At 45.2% G+C, this 26219-nt stretch carries 43 protein-coding genes and 1 pseudogene; 14 read left to right on the forward strand and 30 right to left on the reverse strand.

Translation table 11 applies throughout. The features are described from left to right. Nucleotides 1-4 precede the first annotated feature (4 nt). From AB4503_RS12230 to ccoN, 5 genes are all read right to left on the reverse strand, one after another. Entirely contained in the window at nucleotides 5-484 is a 480-nt protein-coding gene (locus AB4503_RS12230; RefSeq protein ID WP_017059641.1) for a FixH family protein, read from the reverse strand. 108 nt (nucleotides 485-592) lie between these two features. Next, complete coding sequence (gene ccoP / locus AB4503_RS12235; protein ID WP_017063857.1) at nucleotides 593-1567, reverse strand: cytochrome-c oxidase, cbb3-type subunit III; 975 nt, start codon at nucleotides 1565-1567, stop codon at nucleotides 593-595. Continuing rightward, nucleotides 1567-1740: a CcoQ/FixQ family Cbb3-type cytochrome c oxidase assembly chaperone gene (locus tag AB4503_RS12240; protein WP_004733679.1), complete on the reverse strand. Its 174-nt coding sequence runs from the start codon at nucleotides 1738-1740 to the stop codon at nucleotides 1567-1569. The genes ccoP and AB4503_RS12240 overlap by 1 nt, the downstream gene beginning before the upstream one ends. Nucleotides 1741-1749: 9 nt before the next feature. Next, on the reverse strand, nucleotides 1750-2370 hold the full coding sequence (ccoO, locus tag AB4503_RS12245) for a cytochrome-c oxidase, cbb3-type subunit II (protein WP_017059643.1): 621 nt from the start codon (nucleotides 2368-2370) through the stop codon (nucleotides 1750-1752). Nucleotides 2371-2381: 11 nt separating this feature from the next. Beyond that, the gene (ccoN, locus tag AB4503_RS12250) at nucleotides 2382-3815 is read right to left on the reverse strand and encodes a cytochrome-c oxidase, cbb3-type subunit I (protein WP_009846707.1); all 1434 of its coding nucleotides are present in this window, start codon (nucleotides 3813-3815) and stop codon (nucleotides 2382-2384) included. A gap of 252 nt (nucleotides 3816-4067) precedes the next feature. Between ccoN and AB4503_RS12255 the strand changes: the two genes are divergently transcribed. The 6 genes from AB4503_RS12255 to AB4503_RS12280 all read left to right on the forward strand — a co-directional run bounded on the left by AB4503_RS12255 (nucleotide 4068) and on the right by AB4503_RS12280 (nucleotide 8738). Next, nucleotides 4068-4433 (forward strand): hypothetical protein, encoded by a 366-nt coding sequence (locus AB4503_RS12255; protein ID WP_372114828.1) that lies wholly within the window; start codon nucleotides 4068-4070, stop codon nucleotides 4431-4433. 114 nt (nucleotides 4434-4547) lie between these two features. After that, the gene (locus AB4503_RS12260; RefSeq protein WP_372114831.1) at nucleotides 4548-5732 is read left to right on the forward strand and encodes an FIST signal transduction protein; all 1185 of its coding nucleotides are present in this window, start codon (nucleotides 4548-4550) and stop codon (nucleotides 5730-5732) included. After that, nucleotides 5732-7453, forward strand: a complete 1722-nt coding sequence (locus tag AB4503_RS12265; RefSeq protein ID WP_372114834.1) for an ATP-binding protein — start codon at nucleotides 5732-5734, stop codon at nucleotides 7451-7453. Before AB4503_RS12260 ends, AB4503_RS12265 begins: the two co-directional genes overlap by 1 nt. A 446-nt stretch (nucleotides 7454-7899) precedes the next feature. Then, on the forward strand, nucleotides 7900-8322 hold the full coding sequence (locus AB4503_RS12270) for a phage protein (protein ID WP_016787066.1): 423 nt from the start codon (nucleotides 7900-7902) through the stop codon (nucleotides 8320-8322). Nucleotides 8323-8347: 25 nt separating this feature from the next. Next, nucleotides 8348-8524 carry a hypothetical protein gene (locus tag AB4503_RS12275; protein WP_133154724.1) on the forward strand — a complete coding sequence of 59 codons (177 nt, stop codon included), beginning with the start codon at nucleotides 8348-8350 and terminating at the stop codon, nucleotides 8522-8524. Next, nucleotides 8505-8738, forward strand: a complete 234-nt coding sequence (locus AB4503_RS12280) for a type II toxin-antitoxin system ParD family antitoxin (RefSeq protein ID WP_102421156.1) — start codon at nucleotides 8505-8507, stop codon at nucleotides 8736-8738. Before AB4503_RS12275 ends, AB4503_RS12280 begins: the two co-directional genes overlap by 20 nt. An 8-nt stretch (nucleotides 8739-8746) precedes the next feature. On the opposite strand, the gene AB4503_RS12285 is transcribed toward AB4503_RS12280, so the two are convergent. The 24 genes from AB4503_RS12285 to AB4503_RS12400 all read right to left on the reverse strand — a co-directional run bounded on the left by AB4503_RS12285 (nucleotide 8747) and on the right by AB4503_RS12400 (nucleotide 22221). Next, the gene (locus tag AB4503_RS12285) at nucleotides 8747-9799 is read right to left on the reverse strand and encodes a hypothetical protein (RefSeq protein ID WP_108085723.1); all 1053 of its coding nucleotides are present in this window, start codon (nucleotides 9797-9799) and stop codon (nucleotides 8747-8749) included. Between the two features lie 218 nt (nucleotides 9800-10017). Next, nucleotides 10018-10275, reverse strand: coding sequence for a hypothetical protein (locus AB4503_RS12290; protein WP_372114839.1), 258 nt, complete (start codon nucleotides 10273-10275; stop codon nucleotides 10018-10020). A 53-nt stretch (nucleotides 10276-10328) separates the two neighbouring features. Further along, complete coding sequence (locus AB4503_RS12295; protein ID WP_054542101.1) at nucleotides 10329-10631, reverse strand: type II toxin-antitoxin system RelE/ParE family toxin; 303 nt, start codon at nucleotides 10629-10631, stop codon at nucleotides 10329-10331. Continuing rightward, nucleotides 10619-10876 carry a type II toxin-antitoxin system Phd/YefM family antitoxin gene (locus tag AB4503_RS12300; protein WP_372114842.1) on the reverse strand — a complete coding sequence of 86 codons (258 nt, stop codon included), beginning with the start codon at nucleotides 10874-10876 and terminating at the stop codon, nucleotides 10619-10621. The genes AB4503_RS12295 and AB4503_RS12300 overlap by 13 nt, the downstream gene beginning before the upstream one ends. A gap of 110 nt (nucleotides 10877-10986) precedes the next feature. Further along, complete coding sequence (locus AB4503_RS12305) at nucleotides 10987-11424, reverse strand: hypothetical protein (protein ID WP_372114845.1); 438 nt, start codon at nucleotides 11422-11424, stop codon at nucleotides 10987-10989. Continuing rightward, the gene (locus AB4503_RS12310) at nucleotides 11421-12113 is read right to left on the reverse strand and encodes a hypothetical protein (protein ID WP_372114847.1); all 693 of its coding nucleotides are present in this window, start codon (nucleotides 12111-12113) and stop codon (nucleotides 11421-11423) included. The genes AB4503_RS12305 and AB4503_RS12310 overlap by 4 nt, the downstream gene beginning before the upstream one ends. A 128-nt stretch (nucleotides 12114-12241) precedes the next feature. Then, complete coding sequence (locus tag AB4503_RS12315; RefSeq protein ID WP_372114848.1) at nucleotides 12242-12997, reverse strand: hypothetical protein; 756 nt, start codon at nucleotides 12995-12997, stop codon at nucleotides 12242-12244. Nucleotides 12998-13018: 21 nt separating this feature from the next. Continuing rightward, nucleotides 13019-13915, reverse strand: coding sequence for a hypothetical protein (locus AB4503_RS12320; RefSeq protein ID WP_372114850.1), 897 nt, complete (start codon nucleotides 13913-13915; stop codon nucleotides 13019-13021). Nucleotides 13916-14193: 278 nt separating this feature from the next. After that, nucleotides 14194-14391, reverse strand: coding sequence for a hypothetical protein (locus tag AB4503_RS12325; protein WP_311764562.1), 198 nt, complete (start codon nucleotides 14389-14391; stop codon nucleotides 14194-14196). After that, nucleotides 14388-14798, reverse strand: coding sequence for a hypothetical protein (locus AB4503_RS12330; RefSeq protein ID WP_016800783.1), 411 nt, complete (start codon nucleotides 14796-14798; stop codon nucleotides 14388-14390). The genes AB4503_RS12325 and AB4503_RS12330 overlap by 4 nt, the downstream gene beginning before the upstream one ends. Continuing rightward, complete coding sequence (locus AB4503_RS12335) at nucleotides 14795-15223, reverse strand: M15 family metallopeptidase (RefSeq protein WP_048666316.1); 429 nt, start codon at nucleotides 15221-15223, stop codon at nucleotides 14795-14797. Before AB4503_RS12335 ends, AB4503_RS12330 begins: the two co-directional genes overlap by 4 nt. Nucleotides 15224-15270: 47 nt before the next feature. Continuing rightward, on the reverse strand, nucleotides 15271-15711 hold the full coding sequence (locus tag AB4503_RS12340) for a hypothetical protein (RefSeq protein WP_102533711.1): 441 nt from the start codon (nucleotides 15709-15711) through the stop codon (nucleotides 15271-15273). Continuing rightward, nucleotides 15708-16607, reverse strand: a complete 900-nt coding sequence (locus AB4503_RS12345; protein ID WP_371729236.1) for a hypothetical protein — start codon at nucleotides 16605-16607, stop codon at nucleotides 15708-15710. Before AB4503_RS12345 ends, AB4503_RS12340 begins: the two co-directional genes overlap by 4 nt. Continuing rightward, entirely contained in the window at nucleotides 16604-17401 is a 798-nt protein-coding gene (locus AB4503_RS12350; RefSeq protein ID WP_372114854.1) for a hypothetical protein, read from the reverse strand. The genes AB4503_RS12345 and AB4503_RS12350 overlap by 4 nt, the downstream gene beginning before the upstream one ends. Before the next feature lie 127 nt (nucleotides 17402-17528). Then, nucleotides 17529-17735 (reverse strand): hypothetical protein, encoded by a 207-nt coding sequence (locus AB4503_RS12355; RefSeq protein ID WP_017082233.1) that lies wholly within the window; start codon nucleotides 17733-17735, stop codon nucleotides 17529-17531. Continuing rightward, complete coding sequence (locus tag AB4503_RS12360; RefSeq protein ID WP_017082232.1) at nucleotides 17735-17872, reverse strand: hypothetical protein; 138 nt, start codon at nucleotides 17870-17872, stop codon at nucleotides 17735-17737. Before AB4503_RS12360 ends, AB4503_RS12355 begins: the two co-directional genes overlap by 1 nt. Before the next feature lie 10 nt (nucleotides 17873-17882). After that, complete coding sequence (locus tag AB4503_RS12365) at nucleotides 17883-18152, reverse strand: hypothetical protein (RefSeq protein WP_372114857.1); 270 nt, start codon at nucleotides 18150-18152, stop codon at nucleotides 17883-17885. Between the two features lie 9 nt (nucleotides 18153-18161). Then, a complete protein-coding gene (locus tag AB4503_RS12370) occupies nucleotides 18162-18983 on the reverse strand; it encodes a major capsid protein P2 (RefSeq protein WP_048661966.1) in 822 nt (273 codons plus the stop codon). Nucleotides 18984-18994: 11 nt separating this feature from the next. After that, nucleotides 18995-19126: a hypothetical protein gene (locus tag AB4503_RS12375; protein ID WP_016787086.1), complete on the reverse strand. Its 132-nt coding sequence runs from the start codon at nucleotides 19124-19126 to the stop codon at nucleotides 18995-18997. A gap of 105 nt (nucleotides 19127-19231) precedes the next feature. After that, the gene (locus tag AB4503_RS12380; RefSeq protein WP_241909608.1) at nucleotides 19232-19951 is read right to left on the reverse strand and encodes a type IV secretory system conjugative DNA transfer family protein; all 720 of its coding nucleotides are present in this window, start codon (nucleotides 19949-19951) and stop codon (nucleotides 19232-19234) included. Then, nucleotides 19920-20408 carry a hypothetical protein gene (locus AB4503_RS12385; RefSeq protein ID WP_231904644.1) on the reverse strand — a complete coding sequence of 163 codons (489 nt, stop codon included), beginning with the start codon at nucleotides 20406-20408 and terminating at the stop codon, nucleotides 19920-19922. Before AB4503_RS12385 ends, AB4503_RS12380 begins: the two co-directional genes overlap by 32 nt. Beyond that, nucleotides 20398-20865 (reverse strand): hypothetical protein, encoded by a 468-nt coding sequence (locus AB4503_RS12390; RefSeq protein WP_372114861.1) that lies wholly within the window; start codon nucleotides 20863-20865, stop codon nucleotides 20398-20400. Before AB4503_RS12390 ends, AB4503_RS12385 begins: the two co-directional genes overlap by 11 nt. Next, nucleotides 20855-21094, reverse strand: a complete 240-nt coding sequence (locus tag AB4503_RS12395; RefSeq protein WP_372114864.1) for a hypothetical protein — start codon at nucleotides 21092-21094, stop codon at nucleotides 20855-20857. The genes AB4503_RS12390 and AB4503_RS12395 overlap by 11 nt, the downstream gene beginning before the upstream one ends. A gap of 530 nt (nucleotides 21095-21624) precedes the next feature. Then, on the reverse strand, nucleotides 21625-22221 hold the full coding sequence (locus tag AB4503_RS12400) for a hypothetical protein (protein ID WP_102562118.1): 597 nt from the start codon (nucleotides 22219-22221) through the stop codon (nucleotides 21625-21627). 151 nt (nucleotides 22222-22372) lie between these two features. Between AB4503_RS12400 and AB4503_RS12405 the strand changes: the two genes are divergently transcribed. Then, a complete protein-coding gene (locus AB4503_RS12405; protein ID WP_016787092.1) occupies nucleotides 22373-22642 on the forward strand; it encodes a helix-turn-helix transcriptional regulator in 270 nt (89 codons plus the stop codon). Nucleotides 22643-22661: 19 nt separating this feature from the next. Here AB4503_RS12405 and AB4503_RS12410 read toward each other — a convergent pair whose 3' ends face one another. Then, entirely contained in the window at nucleotides 22662-23030 is a 369-nt protein-coding gene (locus AB4503_RS12410) for a DUF3693 domain-containing protein (protein WP_372114867.1), read from the reverse strand. A gap of 133 nt (nucleotides 23031-23163) precedes the next feature. Between AB4503_RS12410 and AB4503_RS12415 the strand changes: the two genes are divergently transcribed. The 7 genes and pseudogenes from AB4503_RS12415 to AB4503_RS12445 all read left to right on the forward strand — a co-directional run. Next, the gene (locus tag AB4503_RS12415; protein ID WP_372114869.1) at nucleotides 23164-23460 is read left to right on the forward strand and encodes a hypothetical protein; all 297 of its coding nucleotides are present in this window, start codon (nucleotides 23164-23166) and stop codon (nucleotides 23458-23460) included. A 2-nt stretch (nucleotides 23461-23462) separates the two neighbouring features. Then, nucleotides 23463-23663 (forward strand): hypothetical protein, encoded by a 201-nt coding sequence (locus tag AB4503_RS12420; protein ID WP_016793342.1) that lies wholly within the window; start codon nucleotides 23463-23465, stop codon nucleotides 23661-23663. After that, nucleotides 23653-24765 carry a replication initiation factor domain-containing protein gene (locus AB4503_RS12425; protein ID WP_372114872.1) on the forward strand — a complete coding sequence of 371 codons (1113 nt, stop codon included), beginning with the start codon at nucleotides 23653-23655 and terminating at the stop codon, nucleotides 24763-24765. Before AB4503_RS12420 ends, AB4503_RS12425 begins: the two co-directional genes overlap by 11 nt. Next, a complete protein-coding gene (locus AB4503_RS12430) occupies nucleotides 24753-25094 on the forward strand; it encodes a DUF1293 family protein (protein WP_050634299.1) in 342 nt (113 codons plus the stop codon). Before AB4503_RS12425 ends, AB4503_RS12430 begins: the two co-directional genes overlap by 13 nt. Before the next feature lie 15 nt (nucleotides 25095-25109). After that, nucleotides 25110-25337, forward strand: coding sequence for a hypothetical protein (locus AB4503_RS12435; protein WP_050644779.1), 228 nt, complete (start codon nucleotides 25110-25112; stop codon nucleotides 25335-25337). A gap of 19 nt (nucleotides 25338-25356) precedes the next feature. Further along, nucleotides 25357-25572, forward strand: coding sequence for a hypothetical protein (locus AB4503_RS12440; protein WP_050644778.1), 216 nt, complete (start codon nucleotides 25357-25359; stop codon nucleotides 25570-25572). A gap of 411 nt (nucleotides 25573-25983) precedes the next feature. Continuing rightward, nucleotides 25984-26219 (forward strand): annotated as a pseudogene (locus AB4503_RS12445) (hypothetical protein); the annotation flags it as partial.

A 26219-nucleotide genomic window follows, 5' to 3' on the forward strand; every position in this document is an offset into this window, starting at 1 on the left:
AGCTTTAGTTCGTTAGTTGAGTAGGAGTATCAATAGGGAAGTTCATGCGACCTTGCACTAACCATTCAGAATCATGCGGAGAAAGCTCAATAAACCATGGACCTTGCATTTCATGGTCCAGAGTCAACGTGTAGTTGCCTCTCGCATCAGCGGTCAGTAGCTGAGTAAAATCACGGTCAGGCAGCGTTCGGTGCACGAACATTGCGCTAATAGCAGGGAAGTGGTCTAGCTTGCCTTTGTCTAGGGTAATGATAACTGAGTTACCTTTCTCGCTAACTGAAGCTGACAGGCCAAGCTCTTTAGCAACATTTACTTTCGAAATGTCGACATTAATACCTTTACCTTTTTTATAGTAATCTTCAGTGACAACGTTAACTGAATGGTTGGTAAGTATCGCGACTCGAACCAATGTCAGCATAGAAACGCCAACGGTTAGGAAGATCAAAAACCACGGCCAAAACTGCTTATACCAAGGTTGTTCCATATTATTATTCTCAATATATACAATGAAATAAAACTAATTTTTACAAACACTTAAGGTTATAACTGTAAAAGAAAGACAGCCCCTTAAGAAGGGGCTGTTATTATTATGTTACTCTTTATCTGAGTTACTGAGGCTCCAGACGTAGGCAGAGACGAGCTGAACCTTATCCTCACCGAGGATGTCCTTCCAAGCCGGCATTACACCAGAACGTCCGTACATGACTGTTTCCGTCACATCAGCGCGAGAATCGCCGAATAGCCAGTCGCGGTCAGTCAGGTCAGGGGCGCCAACAGCAGGGTTACCCTTACCATCAGTACCGTGACACGCTGCACACACTACAAAGCGCGCTTTACCAGCTTCTGCTTCACGTGCGTTTACGCTACGACCTGAAAGGCTAAGCGTGTAGCTAACTACTTCTTTTACGCCTTCTTCGCCAAGAGCGTCTTTCCAACCTGGCATTTGACCGACACGACCATGCATGATGGTAGTAACGATAGCTTGTGGTTCACCACCATATAACCATGCGTCATCAGTTAGGTTCGGGAAACCTTTCTGACCACGTGCATCAGAGCCGTGACACTGAGAACAGTTTTGTAGGAACAAACGTTGGCCCACTTTGATTGCATCAGCATCTGATGCAATGTCAGGGACGGAACGTAGACCATTTTCGTCGTGAGCTAGCTTTCTGAATGCTTCACCAAAGTAGGTGTCTGCATCATCAAGCTCTTTCGCGTATGCGTCTAACTGTTTGTTTGCTTGCGCAGCAGCGATTGCAGAGCGAGACTCTTCTACGCTACGAACTGTTTGGTTTGAACTCGTCCAACCTAGTAGACCTTTAAAGTTGCCAAGGCCTGGGTATAGAGCTAGATAAACAGCTGCAAACACAATTGTGCTAACGAAAAGGTATGTCCACCATTTAGGTAGCGGGTTATTAAGCTCACGAATACCATCGTATTCATGGCCCATATCCTGACCTTCTTCTACACCTGTTTTATCGTTGGAACACCAACGAAGTAAGGCTGCACAGCCAATCAATGTACCGATTGTGATTACTGTTACCCAAATACTCCAGAATGTACTCATTACTTCGTCACTCCTTGATTTTTATCTTTCGCAGGTGCTTCATCAGCGAACACTAGGTTTGCATCTTCGTCGAAGCGCGACTTACGATTTTTACCGAAAGCCCACCAAACGATGCCGATGAAACAAGCAAAAACAGTAACAGTCCAAACACTTTGAAATGTAATAATGTCCATAATTATTCCTTATTTCATTGCGTGGCCAAGCGATTGAAGGTAAGCGATGATTGCATCCATCTCTGTTTTTCCTTCAACATCTTGTTTAGCGTTAGCAATTTGTTCGTCTGTGTAAGGAACACCAAATTGATTACGGAAGATTTCAAGCTTCTGTTTAGTCAATTTGCCATCAAGTACATTCTCAGCAAGCCATGGGAAACCAGGCATGTTTGATTCAGGAACAAGTTCGCGAGGGTCGATAAGGTGAACGCGGTGCCACTCATCAGAGTAACGATCACCAACACGCGCTAAATCAGGACCAGTACGCTTAGAACCCCATAGGAATGGGTGTTCCCAAACGCTTTCGCCAGCTACAGAGTAGTGACCGTAACGTTCAGTTTCAGAGCGGAAAGGACGAATCATTTGGCTGTGACATACGTTACAACCTTCGCGAATGTAGATATCACGACCTTCCATTTCCAGAGCAGAGTAAACACGTAGATTTTCTACAGGTTCAGTAGTCTGCTTTTGGAAAATAAGTGGGGTAATTTCTACTAAAGCACCAAAACTGATAGCAATAACGATAAGAATCGCTAGTAGGCCAACATTCTTCTCTACCAACTCATGGCGATTATTTGAATTTGAGCTCATTCTAAATCTCCTTAAGCCGGTTGAGGGATAGCTTTAAGGCTATCTTTAGGTGCAGAAACAGTTTTGTACGTGTTGTATGCCATTAAGAACATACCAGATAGGAAGATGAAACCACCTAAGAAACGTACAAAGTAGAACGGGTAAGACGCTTCTACAGATTCAACGAAGCTGTAAGTTAATGTACCGTCAGAGTTAACTGCACGCCACATCAGACCTTGCATCACGCCAGAGATCCACATTGCTACAATGTAGAAAACCGTACCAATCGTTGCTAACCAGAAGTGAACATTGATTAGGGATACAGAGTACATACGCTCTTGACCAAATAGTTTAGGAACTAAGTGGTAAACCGAACCGATAGAAACCATTGCAACCCAACCTAACGCACCAGAGTGAACGTGACCGATAGTCCAGTCCGTGTAGTGAGATAGTGCGTTAACCGTTTTGATTGCCATCATTGGGCCTTCGAAAGTCGACATGCCGTAGAATGATAGAGAAACGATTAGGAAACGTAGGATTGGGTCGTAGCGAAGCTTATGCCACGCACCAGATAGAGTCATAATACCGTTGATCATACCACCCCAAGATGGAGCAAACAGAACCAAAGACATAACCATACCTAGAGATTGAGTCCAGTCAGGAAGTGCAGTGTAGTGTAGGTGGTGAGGACCAGCCCAGATATACAGAGACACGAGAGCCCAGAAGTGAACAATCGACAAACGGTAAGAGTAAACAGGGCGACCAGCTTGTTTAGGAACGAAGTAGTACATCATACCTAGGAAACCAGCTGTCAATAGGAAGCCTACCGCATTGTGTCCGTACCACCATTGCACCATTGCATCGATCGCTCCGGAATAAATCGAGTACGATTTAAACGCAGAGACAGGAACAGCTAGGCTGTTAACGATGTGCAACACGGCAACCGTGATAATGAAGGCTCCGAAGAACCAGTTTGCTACGTAAATGTGCGATGTCTTACGTTTAATCATGGTTCCGAAGAACACGACCGCATAAGCTACCCACACAAGAGTAATAGCAATATCGATTGGCCATTCAAGTTCTGCGTATTCTTTACCAGAGGTTAAACCTAACGGTAAAGTAATTGCAGCGGACAGGATAATCGCTTGCCAACCCCAAAAGGTAAAGGCTACGAGAGGGCCACCAAAGAGACGCGTCTGACAGGTACGTTGTACAACATAATATGATGTTGCAAACAGCGCACTTGTACCGAACGCAAAAATAACCGCATTAGTATGCAGGGGACGTAAACGACTGTACGTCAACCACGGCGTATCAAAGTTTAGCTGTGGCCAAACTAATTGAGCGGCAATCAAAACACCAACGCCCATACCGACAATACCCCACAAAATTGTAACTAGGGTAAATTGACGGACGACCGTATAGTTGTAGTTTTGTTCAAGCTGCTTTTCTTGGCTCATTTGCATGCTTCCAATTTCTTATTTACTACACTTTACTTCCAACACGACTCACGTCGTAATGCCACCCAAATTAGAAAAGGAAATTCAGCCTATTCAGGGCTTTATTTCCACTTGCTGATTTTAAAAAAAAGTGGCATTTTCAACGCGACACTATACTTGAATTAACAAATCAATGACAGAGTAGTAACCTTACGCTTGGTCTGGAATTGGATTTTTATTTAAAAACTTTGAACTTTGTAACAAGGAGTAAAGATTATAATGGCGGCACAAAAGCTAACAAAAGGCAGGCTTGTTCAAATTATCGTCATGTTGGTTATTTTAATAGCTGCATTTACTTGGAGAACAGTAACATACGATAATAACGAAACAGTAAACTGTATAGTTTCAAAACCTTGTAAATTTGGTATTGATAATCATAATGTTTCAGTTTCAAGCAATAACCTAGGGTATTCGATCGAAACATCTAAAACTGGCAAATTTATCATTAGCTATAATGAAAGCGGAATTCTGGAAGAAAAAGGACCATCAAATTGGCTGTTACAAACTAGTGATAAGACCTCCTCAATAAAGGTTACATTTCCACAACAGGTGAGCACGTTTTCTGTAAACCTTTCTAAGGAGTAACAGAGAGAAACTGGGGCACACCTCGGTTCTTTTGATAGAAACATGTACCAAATCAGTGAAACACAATGCATTAAAGTGTTATAAAGAGAGCATTAATAAAGTTACCCAGAATCTATGAAATTTCTATCAAAAGTCTCTTACTCCCTAGACGATAAAATCGCAGTAGATGAGTTGCTCAGCGGGGTGGAAAACCCTGACGATATTGCTTGTCTTATTTGCTACTGCACAGAAGAGTATTCGACACTCGCTGTGCAGAGATATTTCGTAGATGCTCTCCCGAACACTCCCATACATGGCTGTACTACTTGTCACGGCATTATGACCGAAACTGGTTTTCATTCTGGTCCAGTCATTGGCGTCCTCATTATTTATGACTCGGGGATCAACGCCTATGGTACGGGAATCGAACATTTCAGCGACTCCATAGACCGCAGTACCTTCAGCGCGATAGACAAAGCACTCAAGAACGCCAACCGAGAAGGTGAAATTCCTGATCTTATCTTGCTGCATTCCACACCGGGTAACGAAGAAAAGGTGATGGCGGCTATCGATAAGAAATTTGGTACTGAAGTGCCAATTATTGGTGGCAGTGCTGCAGACAACCAGGTTTCCGGAAATTGGAGTATCTTCACCGAAGAGTCGCTGTCTATAAATGGTGTGTCTTTAACGGTAGTGTTTGCGTCTCAGTCCATCTATTCCTCTTTCAGCGCGGGTCATACGCCTACGCGGTATTCAGGCACCGTGACCAAAGTAAGAAACCGAATTTTGTTGGAGATAGACCACAGGCCAGCCGTCACCGTTTACAACGAATGGACTAATTTCCACTTAGATGGCAGTGATGATGGCTACATATTCGAAAAGTCGTCAGTCTACCCATTAGGCAGGAAAGTCGGCTCTTCTTACGATTACCCATATTTCAAATTGTCTCATTCGATCAGAGAGACGGAGTGTAATGGGATTGAGCTGTTCACAGACATCAGTGAAGGCGACACCATCTACCTGATGCAAGGGTCTAAGCAGCAGTTGATTAGCCGCGCCGCGAATATCATTCACTCCTCATACTACAACGACATGGATCTTGAAGAGAAACTAGGGGCGATCAATATCTTTTGTGCAGGCCCAATGTTGAACCTTAAACAAGATATGGATGAGATTTGTGACCAAATAAATCAAGCACTTAATGGGCTCCCATACATATGTCCATTTACGTTTGGTGAACAAGGCAGGCTCTCTGGTGGCGAGAATGCACACGGGAATTTAATGGTATCGTCTGCAACGTTTTATAGGTTGAAAAAGTAATGGGTTCTGAAGGTCAAGAAGCGCTGCAAGAAGCACGTATTGAACTGCAAAAACTAAAAGCCCGTGAGCGAAAGCTGGCTGAAGAGAACAGGGTGATCTTATCAACCATCTCTGCGATCAGTAAGGCAAGTAACATATCTGAGATATTCTCCAGTCTCGAGTTCGTGCTCAAAAAATACATTAAGTTTGATGACTTTATCGTGGTATCAAGGGTAGGGAACGAAGGCAGTTTCAAAACCCTGCTAAGCAATAACAAAGTCTTCGAACAGGTGAATTGGAGTGATTGTGGCAAGTTATCTCGAGTGATCAATGGAGAATGCGCCATCCTTTTTGAACCCAAGTCTCTGGGTGAATTCAATTCCTTACATCCCATTATCCTCGATCAAATCAACTCTGTTCTAATTACTGGTATCGATAGCGGACTAACACAATCCGTCATCATCTTTATCCACTCGAATACCAAGCACTTTAGTATTGAAACTAAGGCCACACTAAACCGTTTTCGACCGTTGATAGAGCGTGCTGTTTTCGATATTGAGAACAAAGAAAAGCTTGAAGCAACCGTTCGAGAACGTACCGCAGAGCTTGTCACAGCAAGAAAAGACGCAGAAAGAGCCAACAAGGCCAAGTCTGAATTCCTCGCGATGATGAGTCATGAATTAAGAACACCGCTAAATGCCATAATTGGCCTAATAGACGCCCTAAAATCCACATCATTGAACGAAGAACAACAGTCTATACTGCTTAATATGAGCACATCATCTGAGCTATTGTTGGCAATTATCAGTGACGTATTGGATTTTTCTAAGATTGAATCTGGGTGTTTCTCGTTGGCTCCTCAATGGAGCAACGTAAGAGACACTGTAACTTTTGTATTGTCTGAACAAAAGAAGACAGCAGACGATAAAGGTTTGCCGCTAACAGTAACTAGCGATATCCCTGAAGGTGAACTTCATTACATCGACCCAAGTCGCTTGGCACAGATCCTATTTAATTTGATCGGTAACGCGATTAAGTTCACTGAGCGTGGGCATGTCCATGTTTCTATAAAGTACCAGCAGAGCTCTTTCTATATAACGGTGGAAGACACAGGGATTGGCATTAGCTCGCAACAACTTTCGTCGCTGTTCAGTCCATTTGTGCAAGCTGATAGCACAATCACACGTAGATTTGGTGGCACAGGTTTAGGCTTGGCCATCACTAAAAGACTGGTTGAACTGATGCGCGGGCGCATATCGGTAAAAAGTGAGCCTGGAAAAGGCTCCAAATTCGAAGTACAGTTGCCAGTGCTTACTAGAGTTACGAATAATCTGGCTAACAAAGAAGACGAATCTTCACGAGAGTTAAGAAGCCGTTATTCAGTCTTAGTTGTCGAAGACAATCCAACCAATCAAATGGTGATCAAATTAATCCTAACGCGACAAGGCCACGAAGTTTTCATCGTAAGCAACGGTGAGGAAGCGATTGGCTTTGTGGAAAGAGCCAATGACTCGATAGACATTATCTTAATGGATGTGTCGATGCCGGTCATGGATGGATTAACCACAACCAAATACATGAGAGACGCAAACATCAAAACACCAATCGTTGCGCTAACAGCACACACATCAGTAGAAGACAAATGTTCGTGCTTAGATGTCGGCATGAATGATTTCGTGACCAAGCCAGTAAGAACTAAAGAGATCACAGAAGCAATTGATCGATTAATGCTTGAAGTCTAATAAACGTATTCTTAATCGAAGATTAGGAAATATGTTTATTAGGTATTTTATGGTAAATAGCCTTACTGTTAAATAGAACATCGATTTGGTAGATAAACAAGAGGCAGGGCATCGCACAAAGATACCTGCCTTATAAATACCAAACACCATTTAACATAATATACATAATACGCACTAATATAGTGATTAATTATAATCTTTTCAAGTTCTTAACCTTGGTCGATTTTTGCTTATCTGGGCGTCTAACTGCCTTGTTTTCCTTAATCTTTACCCTGAAATTATCCTATTAATTACTTTTTTGGACGCTCGGCTTCGCTATAGTGTTCCAAACGCAATATTTAATTTTCAAGAAACTGCTGCGTTTTGATAGCCACTAACTATCAAAACATCAAAGTGAAATAGGAATAAACTATCATTAACCACTAATATTTTATGAGGTCGATCACATGAGAACCCCGCCATTTGCTGAGTTGGTGAACCAACATTTTGATTCTTTGAAAGACGCTGCGGCGTTTTTTCATGTGACGGTGCCAACCATGCGGCGTTGGTTATCGGGTCAATGCTCGATCAACCCGATCGCCGAGAAACTCATGAATGTGCATGCTCGGGGTTATTTGCCACTGGATCACCGTTGGGACGGATTTAAAATCAACGTCGACCGTGCCACCTTGATCACACCAGAAAGACGCGAATTTAATCCCAAAGAATTGCTCAGTTTTGCCTACTGGCGTGATGAGCATCGTCAACTGGTTGAGCGCCACGGCAAGATTGATTCACCGAAATATTACCCACCTAAGGAGCATCCATTGCCGTTTCGTGGCGGTCGTCGAATGCCCGCCAAACCTTGGGTACCCAGCAAATTCAAATAAAGAAGCAAGATAAAAAGGATTAGCGATGAAAGTGAGTGTCTATATCGATCAAGTGCTGTTCAACCAAGCGCGCAAAGCCGCCAAAAGTTCTGGACTGACGCCATCCCAAACCATCGCCCATTGGGCGGCCATGGGCCAATTCATGGAAACCAAATCCCTCGGCTCGTTGAGGCTCATACAGAGTGGCCATAAAAAGAAGTAACTCACCTGCCCGCTTTCATCGATTTGGCGCTGGCGATCCCCCTACAGTAGGCTCAGCGCAGCGCCTTGGTGACTTAAAAGAGAATAAAATAAGGACGTTACGACAACGGCTTATGGAAGGTGAAGACAGTGGGATCGCGGATTATAACCTTGACGCCTTGATAAAAGCGCTGGATCACGAGATAGATAAGATCCCTCCCGATGAGCCGGCTTGACTCCGTCGTTAGGGATGACTCGCGTTGGCGGACACGCAACTGGCTGCCAAACTTTCTGTCCGACTTTGTGGGAAAACGAATCCTGTGTTCTTTAATGCAACACTAAAAAATTCAAAGGGTAATGCCGTTTGTTTCCCAGGCATGGATTGACTCGCAGTCCAATAATCGACTTGATTAAATACGCCATGATTGTCAAAGAGGTTTCCTGAGCCCTGAAAGAGCGCCGATAATTCTAGGCCTGTTGCACGGCGCCAATCCCTTCTTTCCAAGAATTGAAGTTCAGCCAGGTGTTGGCAATAGCGGTCATATTGACCGTGGGTGCCGTCTAAAGTGGCGTCCTGTCCATCTTGACGAAACAGTCCAAAAAGCGCACTGGCCGTCGCGTGGAGACCGACCCCAACAAGACTGGAGGCGTACGTTTTGCCCGCGTTATCAACGGTGTTCTCTTGGTGGTAATTCAGCGTGTCTAAGAAAGGAACACTAGGGGTACCGGTGAAGAGCTTGTTATTAGCCTCAGCATATCTCCCTTTGACCACTTTTAAACAGGAGCCACCCGAGTTATTTTTGTCGGTATTGTTCACCTGACCACACGAAGCTAGAAGCGGTAAGATCTCCAACTTTAGCGGCGCACTTTGTACGCCTCTAAAGTGCGCGTATACCGTGACGGACCCTTCCTTTCGAGCAATGCCGATCCGCTCACCGTCTGGAATGCTCAAAATATCCGGATCCATGGATTCAAGTCTGAGTCCCGACAGTGTTGAAATGTTCACGCGTGATGACGAAGTGTGCGCTGCGATGTCTTGTGGGCCATCAAACAAGGCTTCGGTTTCTGCAAACACCTCGAACGTGATGATACTCTTCACGGGGAACGTGCGACTGTCCGCCGTAACGATCACCTCACTGATTTGGAATGATTGCGTTTCTACCTCTAGGCTCTCGTTGTTTTCAATTTCAATCTCTTCAACCTTTTCGAACAGGTTTTTTTCTTTACAACCGACCAATAACACACCGGCGATCAACATTGTGCTTTTCAATACTTTAATAGAACTGGGGTGTTTCATTCTTAATTTCCTCATGGCGTTATATGAACGACGAGGAATATATACATTATGATCGTTGCGCGTTTTTACGCTGCCGGCTTGTTTGAAATTAATAATTATAAATTAGAATGAGAAACCACTCAGAGGGGCGTAATTTGGCTTGAAATTGGAAAGTTAATCTTAATATCAATGATTTAGACGGGTGTGCCCAAAAGAAAACACACCAAAGAGAAACCCATTTAGTCTTCTACTCTCAACACGACCTCGCCCTGCTCTAGCAGCTCAACAATCGCTTGTTGGTACGCTTCTTCGACGATGGTTTGTTCCCAAACGCGCTCATAATTAGGTAAGACTTGCGGTCTGGAGATGGTCGATACACCGAAGCTTAAGGCGCCCTCGATACGGTGTCGCTTGATGGTGATCAGTTTGGCCTCAGTCCATGAAGGCACTGGTTTGGTGAGACGTTTAGATGGAAGTGTTTTTTTCTTTTTCACCATGTTGCCCCCTCCTCTATGTAGACCATCAGCCTATCAGAGGTGGCAAAAATACTTTACTGTTTGCTCAGTAAAAATCGACGTAAATCTCGCTCCGCGCGCATCACAAACAAGATGTACACTTTGTCACCTTCTTGCTTGTAGAAAACTCGACATGGATTCACTACGACTTCGCGATAATTGAGGTGCTCGATCTCGGGAGGCAGACGCCCAGACTCAGGAAAGTCAACGAGACGTTCGACTTTGTCGAAGACGTTTTGAACGAGTTGTTTGGCCGCGACCAAATTTTCAAGGGCAATGTATTCCGCGATATCGTTCAGATCCGATAACGCGGGCTCACTCCAAATCACTTCAGCCATTTTGACATCTTGTCTTTGGCTTCGTCATGACTCAGCGCCTTGCCTTCAGAAATGGCGCGCTCACCGCGTGCGATCCCTTCCAGGATAACCAAACGGTTTTGCATAAACTGATAGTCGTCGACATCCACCAAATACGCAGAAGGTTTGCCATGCTCGGTGATCAACACGGGCTCTTTGGTGTCGTGTAGGTCGGCAAGGATTTTGGTCGCTTGACGCTTAAGGGAAGTAACGAGCTCGACTTTCATGAGAATGACTCCAATAGAAAACTAAAGTGACACTATTGTATCACTTTTAACCTTACAAGTTTAGCCCAGAAAATCTAAACGTGGGGATCACTCTTAGATGTTTAATACAATTATTTTTGACTTTCACTTGTCGAAGCTATTGAGTGGATTTTTTCTGATAATTCCTGTTGTTCTTTATTTAAAAGTACATTATCTAAAACTTTACTATGAAGGTTTCTATACATTTGCTTCGCCTGCCATTCGTCTATGCTACCCAATTGTTTTTGCTTCTCAATGTACGAGATAGCTTCATTGATGGATGGTTCGACTTTATGACGATTGAGAAACGGGAGGATATTAAACAAGAAGACACCCAAGCCTATCAAGTGCCAAAACTTTATGAGGCCTATATTAATAATTGAAACGCTTTTTAAAAAGGGATTAAACAAACCTATAAGTCCATCTAGTACTATCCCAGATAATACCCCTAAACTAGTACCTCTAGGATTAGACACAAAAAGAATGTTTATTGCTTTTCTAACTAAGACTGTAACTTGCTCTGTGTTCATATAACTACTTCTCCTTTACTCTCCTCATGTTCAGAGGCTAGATCAAGCTCTGGGTTGGGAATAATTCTTTTCGCACCGTTTCCGTCATTGAAGTCGTCCTTATTCGAATGCAAAGTAATGAACTCAATAAGCTCTCTCGTCTCAAACTCGTTGCTACCGTACCATCCCTTTCTAATGCGAAATTCCATTAGCTTTTGATCTGTAAATACTGCTAGGAGCAACACAGCCAAAAAGAGCAATACAAACTGGTTTATGCCAGAATCAGTAAGCCACACGATGAAAAGGTGAGCCAAGATACCAAGAATTAATATTGACTGCTGTATAGTTCCTTTTTTAGCTTTTTCCAGTAACATTACACCCACGATGGTATTCGCTTTTCTATCTTTTGCACTTACATCCGAATCTGCAATCTCTTTCGCTAGAACCTCGACAACCAAAAATGCACTGGAGTTCAAAAGCATAGAAACATCTAATAGAACTGAGTTCGCTTTAAAGACGCGTTGCACTATGGTTATTGCAATGCTATCAACTTTTCCCAATTCACTGATATAAGCATCTAAAGCTTGCTTTATAACTTTGATAATACCTTTTGATCTGTAAAGATATATCACTACTGCAATAACTAAAGAACCAAGAGCTCCCGTACTTATAGTTTTTGCGATATCTGAAAATTCCGTCAAAAATGACATCAAAACTCCTTGTTTAATATGAGAAATTGTTAAGGTAAAGGCGTAATAAAAACCCTGACGTCCCCCCTAAACAATCATTAAAAGTGCCATGTATTTCGAATCGCTAGCAAACTATTTATTAAATAGCATTAACTCTTGAACCAGCGTTCGAACAGTGTTTTGGGTTTGCTTACTACCTTTGAATCTCTGAGCCCCTCAATATTAATTAGCTTTGTTTGACTGTCCGTGTGCGAGTAGACCGCACATAAGGTAGTTACGCCAGAACATGAGATTAAAGAAACTAGTTCATCATTTTGTTGTTGAAAAACTGTCTTTTGCTTACCTACTATTTGATCGTAATTAATACTAGCTATCCATGAACCAAACAACCCATAACCAAAAGAGCAAATTACATAGACTAGAAGACCATCCCGTATGTAGCCTAAGGGAGCTTTGGTGAAAGTTGCCTTTGTTTTTGTAACATTGTCCTCATCATCTTGACCTTCTCTAGCTACGCCAATTTTATTTAAACTTTCGGGAAGCAATCTTAAAATAAGTCTTTTGAATAGTCGGTAAACTAAATAACAAACTAAAGTTATCAGCCCTACGGTTGGTAATAACAAATTGAGTGTTAAAACACCAATTAAAGCAAATGGAGAAAACCCCAGCTCAAGAAATTCAGGCGTTGTGAGGGGAAGATAACTTAAGCTGAGCCCCCAATACCCCAAATACCCTGAATAGTATGACTTGCCCATAACATAGAGCAGGCCCGTACAAAATGTGATTAGTACTGTCACATCTCGAAAGATAAAACGCTCCATAAATTCCTCTTTGTAAGACAACGCTTTGTTGATGGTATGAGTATTGCTTAAGAAAGCTAAAGCAAAAACCTTCGTATCGTACATTCCACGCGTTACACATCCTCGTTAGATAGATGTTCCAAACCTCGATGTATGCTCTACAAATACATTCCTCGCTCTCATGTTTACAGCCAACTCATCAATCTCTGGTTTATCGAGATAACGTGAACGAGATCTATCCAATATACAATTTGAATAAAACTCTAAATCAGGCTGTACTGGGAGCAACTCTCTTACAGCCCAAATATGGGAAACTGGATGTAAGTATGCAAGAGGGTCTGAATCTTTGTATTCATTTATTAAATTTTGCGAATACAAATACTGATCATCAGTAAAGTACTCAGTCACTAAGTTCCCATCCCCCAAGCAAACCACAAGTAGATGCCTTTTGAACTTAATGAAAAATAACCCTAAAGGTAATCCTGTAGCGAAATCAAATCTCAAGTTATCATCGTCGTTTTCAGGCAAATTGAAATAAAACAGAGAACTAGGCAAATACAAGGGAGTTTCTTGACTCAAAGATGACTGCAGTAGCTTCAGAGTTTGGTCTTCAAGGAGATGTTTGAGTTGGGATTGATACTGTATATTGGGATGTCTGGGTAATCCTGCCTCCCAATAAACAAACCCCAAATACAATTTAGCCAACCACTTAGTTAAGGTCCCTCTCAGCTTGTCAATTTCGTAGTTATCATCATTCAAATGCAAACGAGATAGATTGTGTTGTTGATCATCAAAACTGTAAACTAAGTTAATTATCTCGGATTCAAAACGAGAACCAAACTCATTGTTACAAGTTTGGTGAGAAGGTACCTTTAGCCTTGAGTATTCCTTATCTAAAGCAGAGCAGTTAAATTTAAAGTTTTCTGTTTTTAAAGCGATTAATTTTAAAAATGAATCACCTAAAATATGTTCTTTGGACTTTTTATCCATGATTTCTTTGCCGCAAAGAAAGCAAGTTGTCATATCAACTCCAAAATACCTAGCTGCTATTAAAAGAAAAGCTCTGAAAAGCTTAATTAATGAGAATGATTATAACGATTAACCCTATTTATAACAGTGATTTAAATCATTAGCTGTAAAACTGTGTGACTAACATGCAGATTGTTATAATGGAAATACAGGAAGGGCCACTTCCCTAAGGAAACGGCCCTTTTCTTGATATGATTTATCGACGTTTCTTGTAGCGTTTTCGTGTGGTGTTTGCCCTCACTACGCGCCCGTTTTTAAGTGTGTAGCCTTTCTTAAGTTGGCCGTTTGGTCGACGTCCCTTGCATTTGTGTCCTTTCATTCGGTATCTCCAGTTTTCGTATCCGTTGCTCTTGGTCTTGCTGCACTCGCTTTATCCAGTTAATGTCCGTTTTAAGAGCCGCAATTGTTCCTAGGCTTGAGACACAGCCGGTTATCAGCGCAATGACCAGTGTGTCTACAAATTCCATCATTTGCCCTTCCATCTAGACACGTAAAATTCGAGGAGATAACGCACCATGGCGCGCATCCCGAGCGTGTCAACGACGACTGCACCCACCACAAACCAATACGGATTGGGAATGCCCTGCAGCGCCTCAAAGCCTTGCTCAACATAGGGCGCGTAATTGGGGATGAACGACAGGATAAGCGGCACAAACACCACCAAGAGAATGAACTCGTCTTTCAACCCCCGCTCTCGAATGCTGACTTCATCGAGGCTGCTGGCCTGCTCTTCGCCTTTCTGCAGTCGACGCACCCTCGCCTGATGCTTCTCGCTCTCGAGTTCGTCTTTTCGCTTAAGCGCTTCGGCTCGGTTTTGATTGTGTTGCTTATAGGCAGACACACCACCGGTCACGAGATTAACAAGCGCGCCAATCATGTGTACACCCGACGACTTAATTCAATGTGCGGACCGTCTTTGAGGCTCTTCCAGTCACCACCCCAAACGATGGCGACATTCAGCTCTCGCGCCGCTTGTTTAAAGGCTTTACTGATGGCGTCGTAGTACTTAAAGTCCCACGTCACCTTGTTGTTCTCATCGTAAGCCACGAAATCGATCGCATGGCCAGATTGGTGCCGGCTGAGACGTTTAGCCCCATCGAGCTGGCTCAAGCCCTCCTGATAGAGTTGGTATTGGCGTTTTGCGGTGCGTAGGCCTTCCGTGATGCCAAAATCATACGGGGACAGTTCGAGCGCTCGACGCACGACTTTCTTTAAGTCGCCATGCACGCCGAGCATGCGGGTTTCGCTACGAGCGGACAGCACAAAGTTGCTGACCGTCTCATCGATGGTTTTCTTATTCATAAGGTACACTCCGGCCAGTAAGCCACTGGCGAGTAACACTAGCCATCTCATTCGCCCTCCGATTTCACAAGGAGTCTCGAATGCAGCGTAACGCTGGCATCAATGTTGGAGACGGTGATCTCAAGCTTGGTCGCGGCTTTCGGTTTGATAAGAAACAGTGGATAGCCATAGAGGGAATTCGCGGCAAAATACAGAGAGAGCAAGCGCCCCGATACGTTGGTATTGTTGGCAGTCAAAAACTTGATTTGGACGATGCCTTCCTTTGCTAGAAGCGAAGACGATCTTCGGCGCTGGTTGTGTGGCGTTGCTTGCTCGAGTTTATGGCGGTTAATACTCAAATCGAGCAATTCAACGTGGTTGGAAAGCGGAAACGTCGCCTTTCGATATGAGTGGACAATGAAACTCATCTGATTGTCGTGTTTCGCTTCCACGTTCAAAAAACCATCATTAGCGCCGGCAATCTCTGGATTGGTTAATGACAGCATCATATCGCTTCTCCTAATCGAATGTAGTCATTCCTAGACCCGAAAAGATTCACCGCTTGATTGGTGTTGAGCATCAAATGCCCACCCGGGTGTAACTCCAAGAACCCTTTCACAAGGACTAGGCCTTTATTGGTCGTCAGGGCTTGTAAGATGAGTGCCTTTCTTGCTCTTTTTCCTCGAATGGTCTGTGATTGCCCAGTGATTCGCAAGGTGCCCGTTTCGATTGGGTAGAACGTCACGCGCTCCGGATCCGACGTGACTTTCAGTTCGCTGTTAGTGATGGTGGCTTGCACGTCCAATGAGGCATTTCCGACCTCGACATTCACCGGTTGTTGGATCCGTTCAATGGTTAACGGTTGAGTGATTTCGTCTACGGTGATCGGCTCGGCCACGCGATGGACGTCTACTGGTGCTTGCACTTCATTAACAGTGATAGGTGTTTGTATTTCCGAAACTTTAACCGGTGTGACAATGTCACTAACCTTGACGGGTTCTTGTACTTTTTGAACCTCCACCGGCGCTTGAATTTCCGCGACGGTCACGGGCGTTTCCACCTCGCTCACCTTAACGGGATCGAGCACGTTTCTCACTTGGATAGGTTTTTCAATTTCACTGACCAACAGCGCGTTATTGACGCTAATTTTCTGCGCCTTGGTCATGATGAGTACGTCCGACACTTGGTATTCAAACGTCACATCCACGGTCTGATGATTGTGCAGCTCGAGCTTGTCAAAACGGGAGACATCAACGGTGTCACCGGCAAATATCTCAATGGGACGCATCGCATCGCCCTGCAAAAGAAATGAGTGCGTGGTCTCACGCAAAATAAGGTACTTACCGGACTGACCCGCATTGAAGGTCAGCGTTTGATCGGGTTCTAATGTGTGCGTCTGTTTCATGATGCGCGCCTTGTCATGACCACCCCAATGGTGACCATCGTCCCGATGATCCCAAGGATGAGAGATAATTTTTTCAGCGTAGAGTTATCGGATTCATTGCTGCCCGTTTGCTCTCTCGCTTTCGCGTTGTTGGCTAAGGCAATCGCCGCTTTGGTGGTTTCGGTTTGTTGGCCGGCCATCGATTTGATCGAATCAATGGCGTGTTGACTGACTTCGGATTGCTCTTCTAAGACCGACGAACCAAAACCGAACGCTTCGTCGACGGTGTTATCGACCACACGCAACGAGTTATCGACCATGTTCAAGGAATCACCGACCACCGATTGATTGACTCTTAAAGCTTGGGTACCAAAATCAAACGCTTCTTCGGCGGTACGTCCCGCAATGGCCATCGCGCCATGATCGGTCATGGTCAAATTAATGTCCGAGTCACTGACGCCCGACAGCATCACACCGGTGTTGTCGCCCCCGACCGCCGCACTGCTGCTGGTGTTTGTGGTCGTCGTGGTGTTGCTTTGACGACTTTTCGAAGAACTTCTTCCACCCATATCCGCTAACCTTATTTGTAAAACCCGTTCATCGCCGTGGCGTTCAATTTCCTGAACCGGTAATTTCAATCGTCTTGCCATGAATCGCTCGGCACCTGCACGATAAAAATGCGCTCGCACTGAATCAAAGCCATGCTGTTTCGCATGCTCGACGGCGGCCAATGTGCCGGAGGACATATCACCCGCTAACGCCACCACAACCAGCTCTCTGGTGTTGTTTTTCAGCCGCTCACCACGCAGTAACATGACAGTGTCACTTATTTGATACGTTGCCTCTAAGCCCTTCCCCACTTGGGTTTGTGCATATTGGTAATACTCTCTCAGTGCCGGTTTCAGCCGTTGATGGACGTGAGCCCACTTTGCTGGCTGTAAGCTATCGTTTGGACAAGGCATACAAGGCAAACAAAGCCATCAACACAATGAACCACCACGGCATGCCGCGTTGCTCACCGAGGCTGATGTGCCCGCCTTCAAACCCACTGTTGTTGGTGGTGTTGCCCGAGGTACCAGACGTAGCCGGTCCTGCTGTGCCCCCTTGAAGGCCACCGCCACCGGTTAATGATGTCAATGATCCGAGCATCAGCGCCCTCCTTTGAGCCACATCAGTGACGCGACAAGCACCACCACAAGCAACACTTTATTGAGTCCTTTGCCAGCGCTCAGCCCAAACAGGCTGCCGACCCCAAATCCACCCAATACCCAAAACAATAACGGCATCACCGTCTCCTTATTTTCGAAACGCCAGCGCGCCCAATATCAAGACCAGCACCACACCAACGCCGCCACCGACGTACAACAATGTGTTGTCTTTCGCGGGTTGGCCGTGCGGTGTGGTCACCGTGTTGCCCTTGTCATCCACCCGAGGGTGATTGGGTTGCTGCGTCTTGTCGGGATTGGCCGATTGGTCGTTGGTTGGAAACAGCCAGTCGGCGTTTTCACCGACCGAATCCAACGCACCCGCGCCAAACTCCAATAGATCATCAAAAAAAGCGTTCATTGGCGCTCCTTAGGCCGCGCCGCTCTGCAACATTTCCGGTCGCGTCACTTTCACCGACTCCACCAAGATCGGGATTGAACCTGGGACATCGGTGGTGGTCACAGAAAACTTCAGATTGGAGCTGTGCTGCGTTGGAAACAGTTCATCAATGGAGAACCCACGAACGATCGGGTCAAAATGAAAATACCCCGACTGCGGCGTGCGCTCATTGCGTTTCGCATTGGCTTCAGAAATGAACGTGTTGGCTTCATACTCTTTGACAAAGTCGCGCTCAATTTCCAATTTGCTGATCTTGTCGTGCATGAAATGCATGCGGCGGATGCTGATGAGCGGACTCGTCACCAAGTTGGTGAACTCGTTCTCGCCCTGTGCATTGGCCGGCATGGTTTCGCGTTTGATCATCGGCACCAAGACACGCATCGCTTGAGAGTTACTCACCCACGCATGCACTTGGATAGACAGCGGCGTCGCGTTGGCGGCCTTGCCTTTGAATTGGATATCGAGGTGGATGTTGTCACCCAGCTCGGTGACCAAACCGGTGTAACGCACCCCATTTTTGGTGCGCGCCACGATGTCACTGAACGGGATCACAAAATGCCCCGCCGTGGCGTCTCGCTGCTTATAGCGCTCAAGCATCACGAGCTCTTCACCGGTTAAGACGTAAATCTCTTCGGCGTTAAGCGTTATCGCAATGCGCTGCATGTCTGCGGCGCTGGCGTTGGTTTCCAGCACCAACTCGTGGTACGTCGGGCCATTAGGGATTGGCAATGTGCCTTTTTGTCCCCACGACGCGCCAACCATCGAGTTCAATTTGATTGGTTTGACTGACATCGTATTCCCCTCTAAAACCAGCCCGAGCGACCCAACAACTTATCGAGGCCACCGACTTTATTATTCACGGCAAAGACGATCGCACCCGTCGTTACCGCAGCAATTCCGGCGACAATCGCCACATTTTTCACGTTCAATCTCATGGGAGTTCCTTTAGAGTGATTGATGCTGATAACGTGGTGTATTCAGACGAAAATGACCAGTGTCTTTAACCTGTTAGGTTAAGAGTTAAACCTATTAGGTTACCGTCATCGCTTGGGGTAGATTTTTCCTTGTTCCCACTTGCCTAATCCCGGTGATTTGAGGATGTAATCCGCGAATTTTTTACGCCCTAAATGCTCCCTATCGACGCAGCTTTGCAGCCCCAAAATGGCCTCCATGGGAATATCAAAATAGTCCGCAATGTACTTGGCATTGCGCCGTGAGCTGACCGCGCCAACGTACACATATTTGGATTCATCGAGCACCGTCTTAGGCACTTCTTGTCCACGCTGAAACGTGGCGTGCATCACCAAGCCAAAGCCGCGGCCACCCGTCCAGAGTTCGCCGGCTAACCCATCGAGCTTTGACGGTGTATTGGTGAACTTGGCAAGCTCTTCAATCACACAGTGGAGCTTTTTCGGATGATGGCCATCGCCCAATGACCAGACCATGTTGGCAAACAACTCGAGGTTTTCTCGGGTTCGCTCTTGCTCAACCAGAGCCAACCGAAACGCGGCCTTTTTCTTTCGGGCAAACCACGCCTTGTGGTAGAACTCATCAAAGCTGTGGCACGCTTGCACACGGCCGCCTTTGAGCGGCGCCTCGATGTGTTCGCTGTACGGATCGAACATCACCACTTGAGACGAACGCTCAATGAAATTGAGCTGACGAATGGCGGTGGTTTTGCAGCTGCCCGTGGTGCCCATGTAACAAACGTGCTCCGCATTGTGGGCGTTATTCTTGTTCACTGGATTGGGGAGCTTCACTGTCCACCTCCTGCGGCGTCTCGGGCTCAGTTGTCTCCTGAGCCTGTTTAAGTTGGCGCACTTGTTTGGCGCAACCCCCAATCAAGGTCATCGAGGCCATGGCAAACACAAACTCGCCTTGATACTGGCCGAACCATTTCAAACCGGCGGGTCCGTACTTCTGCAGCATGGGTGATGCGGCGTCTAACCACTGGTTACCGGCTCGGGTGTCGATTTCAAACGGCACATCAAACACACTGCCGACGGTCATCTCCACCACACCTAAGCCGTAAGAGAGCATCATGCGCGCATCTTCTTCCCCGAAACCCAATGGCTCCGGCGAAGCGTCTTGCGTCTCTGACGGCTCGGCCTCGTCGTGCTCTCGGGCTTCACGTAAGGTTTCTACGGCTTCAACGGCTTGTTGGTCGCGTTCATCCAGTTCGTTCTCCACGGGCGTGAATGGGGCTTCATTGCTCATGAGTGACTCCTTTTTTCTTCGTTAAACCAAACCACAACAACGCGCAGGTGCTTAACAGCAACAAGAATGACCAGCCTAACCGGGTGTTAACCGACACGGGTTGGTTCTCGTTGGATTTGTCGGGATTGCTTGAGCCCTTATCGGGCTTGGTTTCGTTCGGTTTTAAAGGGGTGTTTGGCTCGGGTTTCTTATTGGCACTGTCTTTATAATCAGTAGTGGCTTTATCTGGACTCGACACCATGTGGTTGTGCAACCAGTCTTGAAACGGTTTACCCGCGCTTTGGTTGGTTTTGCAACTGGGGCAAATGGTATAGAGCTGACCGAGGCGGCGCTTATTTTTAGGCGGCTCACCGCCTTCGATGAGCTTATGCTCGCCAACGGCGTGCACGGTGCAGATCTCATCACACCCATGCGTTGGGCACGCGATGTAACCTTTGACGGGGTTCTTACTGGCCATGCGTCGCCTCCAGTTCGCTCAAGCGAAGGTGGAAGTTGTTCATGAGGGATTTCAGCAAATGGATGGTCGTCGCCACCTGTTGGCTGGCTTCTTCGGCCGCTTGGATCGCGACAAGGGGTTTCTTGAAGGTGGGAACGGTGTTCCAGTCTGGCGCCGCTTGGGTCAGCGTTTGTTCAACGAGCTCAAGCTCGCTGACCAATTGTTGGTAGCTCTGTTGATGCTTTGTCATTGTATTGTCCTCTGTCTCACGACGTTGGTGTGTCCCTGTCTCTCGACGTTAACCAATAGATTATAACAATTAAAACATGAAACTTAATAGGTTTAAGTAATTAAACTGTGCGCTTAGATCTCGCCTTTTCTTTCCTAATAGACCGTCGCGTAGCGACTCCATAGCCGTTGCTGTGCCCGCATTTTCGGTGTTTATCGCCATGCTATCGAACGTCTCGCGTAATAAGGCTCCAGCTCGCTGGCGAGCTCGATGAGCCGCTTCCTTTAATAAGTTATCCCCGTTTTTCACGGGGTAACAGTAACTCTCCCTTACATCTATCTTTAGATAGATCATTAGTCTTTAGACTATGCGTTGTGATCTCAAGGACTGAATTCATGGAGTAGTTAACGCAGTAAAACACCGGTTAATGAAACGGTTATCCACAACGAGGAATTCAAGATCTTAAATCGATGAGATTGGATAGGAATAGAGACAAAAAACCCCGAAAAATCGGGGTTCAGGCGGATCTAGGCACAGTTTGAGCTTTGATATTAAGGCACAGTGCTGTTGTGGCGCTGAGTACTGCGACGCGCAAACTTACGTAACAAAGTGATGGGTGTTAAAAGATAACGGATGTGTACGCCGGTTGAGGCGGCCATTTTCTTGAGGTTCTTAGTCGCAGCTTGTTTGGCGTTCGCGTAAGCCAGGTTCAAACCGAGATCGCGGAAATACTTGTCGGTGATGCGCTTAATGGATGCCAATCCATACCAGTCGCCATTGATGTTCTCTCGAGGTTGCTTTGAGGTGATCCAGCCTCGATCTTTTGCGTAACTCACGCACTGTTTCACCCGCCATTCTGGTAAGCCGGTACCTTTGGCTGCATTCGCCCAAGTACGAAGCAAGAACCCGTTCGCGGTCGCTACTCCTACCTTACAAGTACGAAACTCCAACTCACTCACCAAGTAGTCCATCACTCGGCCAATATCGGTTAAGTATTGGCGTTGCGTCGACTTGCCCGAACGAGACAGCAGATAGTCATATTGGGACGGGTTCTCCAACAGCTTTCTCCAACGATCACGATTAAGTGCGGCCAATGGACGCGCACTTCGTTTGAAACTTTTGATAGGTGATCGATGACTGACATTCATTAAAGTGGTAGCAAACTATCGTTGCCTTCCTAGAGTATTAAACCTTTGACATAAATCACTCTACTGGAATTTATTTGCTACTGGCAAGCATGCCCCGTATGGCTTTGAAGCTAAATCCACCCCTACAATGAACGAAATATGAGGGATCATAATGGAACGCTTTACATACGAAAATGCGCTTTTGAATCGTACTAAAGCTAAGTTCGGTCTCACCTCAGAGTACCAACTAGCAAAAAAGCTGAATGTCGACCAATCAACCGTAAGAAACTGGCGGAATGGTCGGAATTCTATAGACTGGAAGATAGCTTTCCATATCGCAGGCTTGCTCCATGAAAGTGATCAAAATTTGGTCTGGGGTCTCATCGCCCACAAGATAAAAAACGAGAGAGTTATTAAGGTCTTAGAGGATTCAAGACCTTGAAAATTAACGTATTGTGTATTTACCCGCATATACATAATACGCAGTTGGCTAGTGCTTTATTTGGGGTGGCTGCCATCAACGCTAATCCTGCGCAAGTCATTGAAATCGCTTTTAATCCTAGCCCGTTGTACTTTTTTGCAATGTGTTCCCACATCTGTTTAATCTCTGGATTTTCGTTGCGGTCAGCGTGACAACCAAGCAACGCTATCTCCGGATCAATACCTGAGTTCTCAGCCAAGAAAACTGCTTCTGAATCAGTAAGTTGGCGAACACCTTTTCTAATTTTACTTATCTTCGGTGGATCAAGGTTCAAGTCGTGTGCAACTTGCTTGTCTTGTACGTAATTTTTCGCCTTTTTGTAGGCATTAATTAATTCTGATGAGTACATTTGGCACCTCCATTTTGTTCATTGTAGCTGCAAAGTTGCCATAAATCGCATCTTGTAATTGCCATTGGTCGCAACTACGATTGCCACATATCGCAACTCAACCTGCTTTGGTTGATTAACTATGGTGGCTTCTATGTTCCAAATTGAATCTATTCAATACGGCTCTGTTTTGAAATCTGAACACGTTAGCTTCTCTAACTACCCAGATTTCACACACGCGTCCGTGTCTCTTCATAACTCACCACTAGAAATCTGCTTTGAGTTCCTTGTTAGCGAACTTGAGTTTGGCCAACGCACAATTGGCGAAGAACTTTTTCACACTGTCAGCTATAAGAATCCACTTTATAACTCTAGTGACTCTTTCACTTTTACGTTTGATAACGACCAAGAACTTGAACAGTTCTGCACGTTCTACGGTTTGGAACGTTAATCATGGACTCTATCTACTTCGACAACGAACCCAACCATGGCATCAACGCTTACTTTCCTTGGGGTCATAACTTCTTTAAGTCTCAGCGTGAGTTCTTCCAGTTCATGGAAGTTCATTACGGCATGGTGTCGTTTCAGATTGTCGAAATCACTGATGAGAACTACCAAGAGCTTTTGGTTAAAGGTGTTTTCCATGCCATCTAAAAAACCACACAAGTTTCATGATGAGATTCGTCCGGTTCAAGTGGATCACCTAGCCTTTTCGTTTTCTTACGGTTCGCTTAGACACTTGGATAACTCGAACGAACAAGACTTTATCAACATGCAGTTTCCTGAGTTTAAAAAGCAAAGCGTTAAAGGTCGTTTTAACTCACCAGAAGCAATAGAGAAATCAATTGAGTTACACCGTAACAAATGTCGTAAGGTTTTAGCCGATAGGTTTGATGAGTTCATGGCAAAAGTCTTTAACTTCCGTCTGTCTCCTATGCGTGGCCGTGGTTTGCATGGCTATGAAGATTCAATGGTGATTTACGATTCTACGGGAACGGTTGAATGTGGTTTGGTTGGTGTTGGTGGTAACAACGATACGGTCTACGTGCAAATCAATGGTACGGGTTGCGCTAAGTTGTTCGACTTCACCACACACAAAAAGGTGCACTGGTGGTTGTCACTTTTGGGCATCAATCGCCTAGCCCGTTTAGATCTCTGCGTGGATGACTACACCGGAATCTTTGACTGTAAGTACGCTGAGAAATGTTTTTATGAGGGAGCATTTCGCACTGCTTCTCGTGGTCGTGGTCCGACAATGGTTCCTCATAAGCGCGTTTCACAATCCGGTGAATTATCAGAGGAAGCTGTCCTTGTTGGCTCTCGTACCTCTGCAATCTACTGGCGTGTGTACAACAAGAAGTTTGAGCAAAACATCGCTGACCCTGAAGTAATTTGGTACCGCAATGAAGTGGAATTGAAGAAGTGTGATTTGGCACTACTCGCCTCGCCTGCTTCGGCCTTTGCTGGTCTGTGTGACTTCTCAGCAAGTATCGACCCTGCTGAACCGATGAAGATTGAGCTTAACAAAAAAAAAGCCGGTCTTGAGTTCTTTGCTCGTATTGCTTGGGTTCGTCGCCAATGTGGTAAAGCACTTTCTGAAGTTGTTGCAATGACTGAGGGTGACTTAGGTGAAGCATTCGGAATGCTCATTCCTACGCACCATAGACGCGCAAACTTTGAAACCTCGTTAGGCATTCCTGACGAATACACTAAACAGAAAATCGAAATTTTGGAGTCAAGAATATGCCTACAATAACTGGTATCTCTATCAAGCGTTTCCCGAAATCTAATATGGAGTTCGCGGAGCTGTCTGTCCTACGTGCTGTTGAAGAAGTCGATAACGAGAAGTTTCAGCAAACTGGTATCGGTTTCTCAACTGACATCCCTTACAACAAACAAGCTCTGAAAATTGATGTGGCCTACGCTCGTCAGCTTATCCAATCTCGCGCTTTTGTTGCCAACCGTGACTACGAACTGAGCTTTGGTGCTAACCCAAATGATCCTCTAGATATCTTGGTTAACAAGCTCGTTCCTGTCGATGAAGAAATTAAAAAGCACTTCGATAACTTTATGAAAGCTAAGTAATTAGGTCTAGGTGCTATGTCTATTTGCGTGACTGTTATTGATGGGATTTTACAACAATCGTCCGGTGATGTTTGTGAATATGTATTGGTCTCTAAAGAACAGTTAACGCACTTGGTTGATGGTCAATTTGATTGGTCATTACTTGAATTCGACAAAGATTTGTATGAATTCGTTATTGCTCAAAGCTTGATAACCTTCGTTGGTGGTCACGTTCTTGGGCGCGTATTAAAACACTTTCGTTAATCCATTTAGGAAAATTATTATGAATAAACTACGTCAATTGGTTAGCAATAAAATTCTTGTTGCTTCTGTCGCTCTTACTTCTGGCTCTGCGTTCGCTGAAGGTGCAAATGAAACCGCTATTACTGCGGCTGTCGATGCAGGTAAATCTATGGTCGGTCTTACTACTTCCGGTGTAATTGGTATTGCTGCTCTTGGTTTTGGTTTGGGTATGGTTGTTTCTTGGCTCCGTAAGTAATGATTGTCTCCGTTGTTCTTGGCTCTCTAATGTGTGCCTCATTCTTATATGGGGTTTACACCGGAGTCATAGCAGGTTGATTGATTGGGAGCTTCGGCTCCCTTTTTTTATAGTGAGGATTCCATGCTTCTGATAATTCGGGCTTTTTTGACTCTCTTACTCTGTATTTCATTTAGTGCTAATGCCACATTATGTCGGGTTAGCTACGCCTCTGGGAGCTATTATTCGGATATTACTGCGGGAGATATTATTGACTTCTCAAAGTTTGTTAGAGATGGCGGTCGCTTGAGTGGTCCTTGTTATATAAAAAAAGGTCGCTCACTCATTCTTCAAGGCACCCCTGTTACCTCTTGCCCTACAGGTACAGAACTTAACGAAGAAACGGGAATATGTGAAAGTCCTTGTAAAAAAATGTCAGGCCAAAGCTTAGGAACAATCACCTTCCCTGTTGGTTCATCTCAAGTAAATACCGCTTGTAACAATAGCTGCAAAGTTACCTTAATGGCCGGAACTTGGATCTCTGGTGGTGTGCAAAATGACCCTCGCCCATTTGGTCACTACAACTATTCAGGAAAAGCCTGTGATGGATCTGAAAGTTCTGGCGGTGAAGGATCTTCTGGTGGCGATGGGTCTACTGGTGGTGACGG

The sequence above is a fragment of the Vibrio sp. 10N.222.55.B11 genome, assembly GCF_041473705.1.
GTDB lineage: Bacteria > Pseudomonadota > Gammaproteobacteria > Enterobacterales > Vibrionaceae > Vibrio > Vibrio crassostreae_C.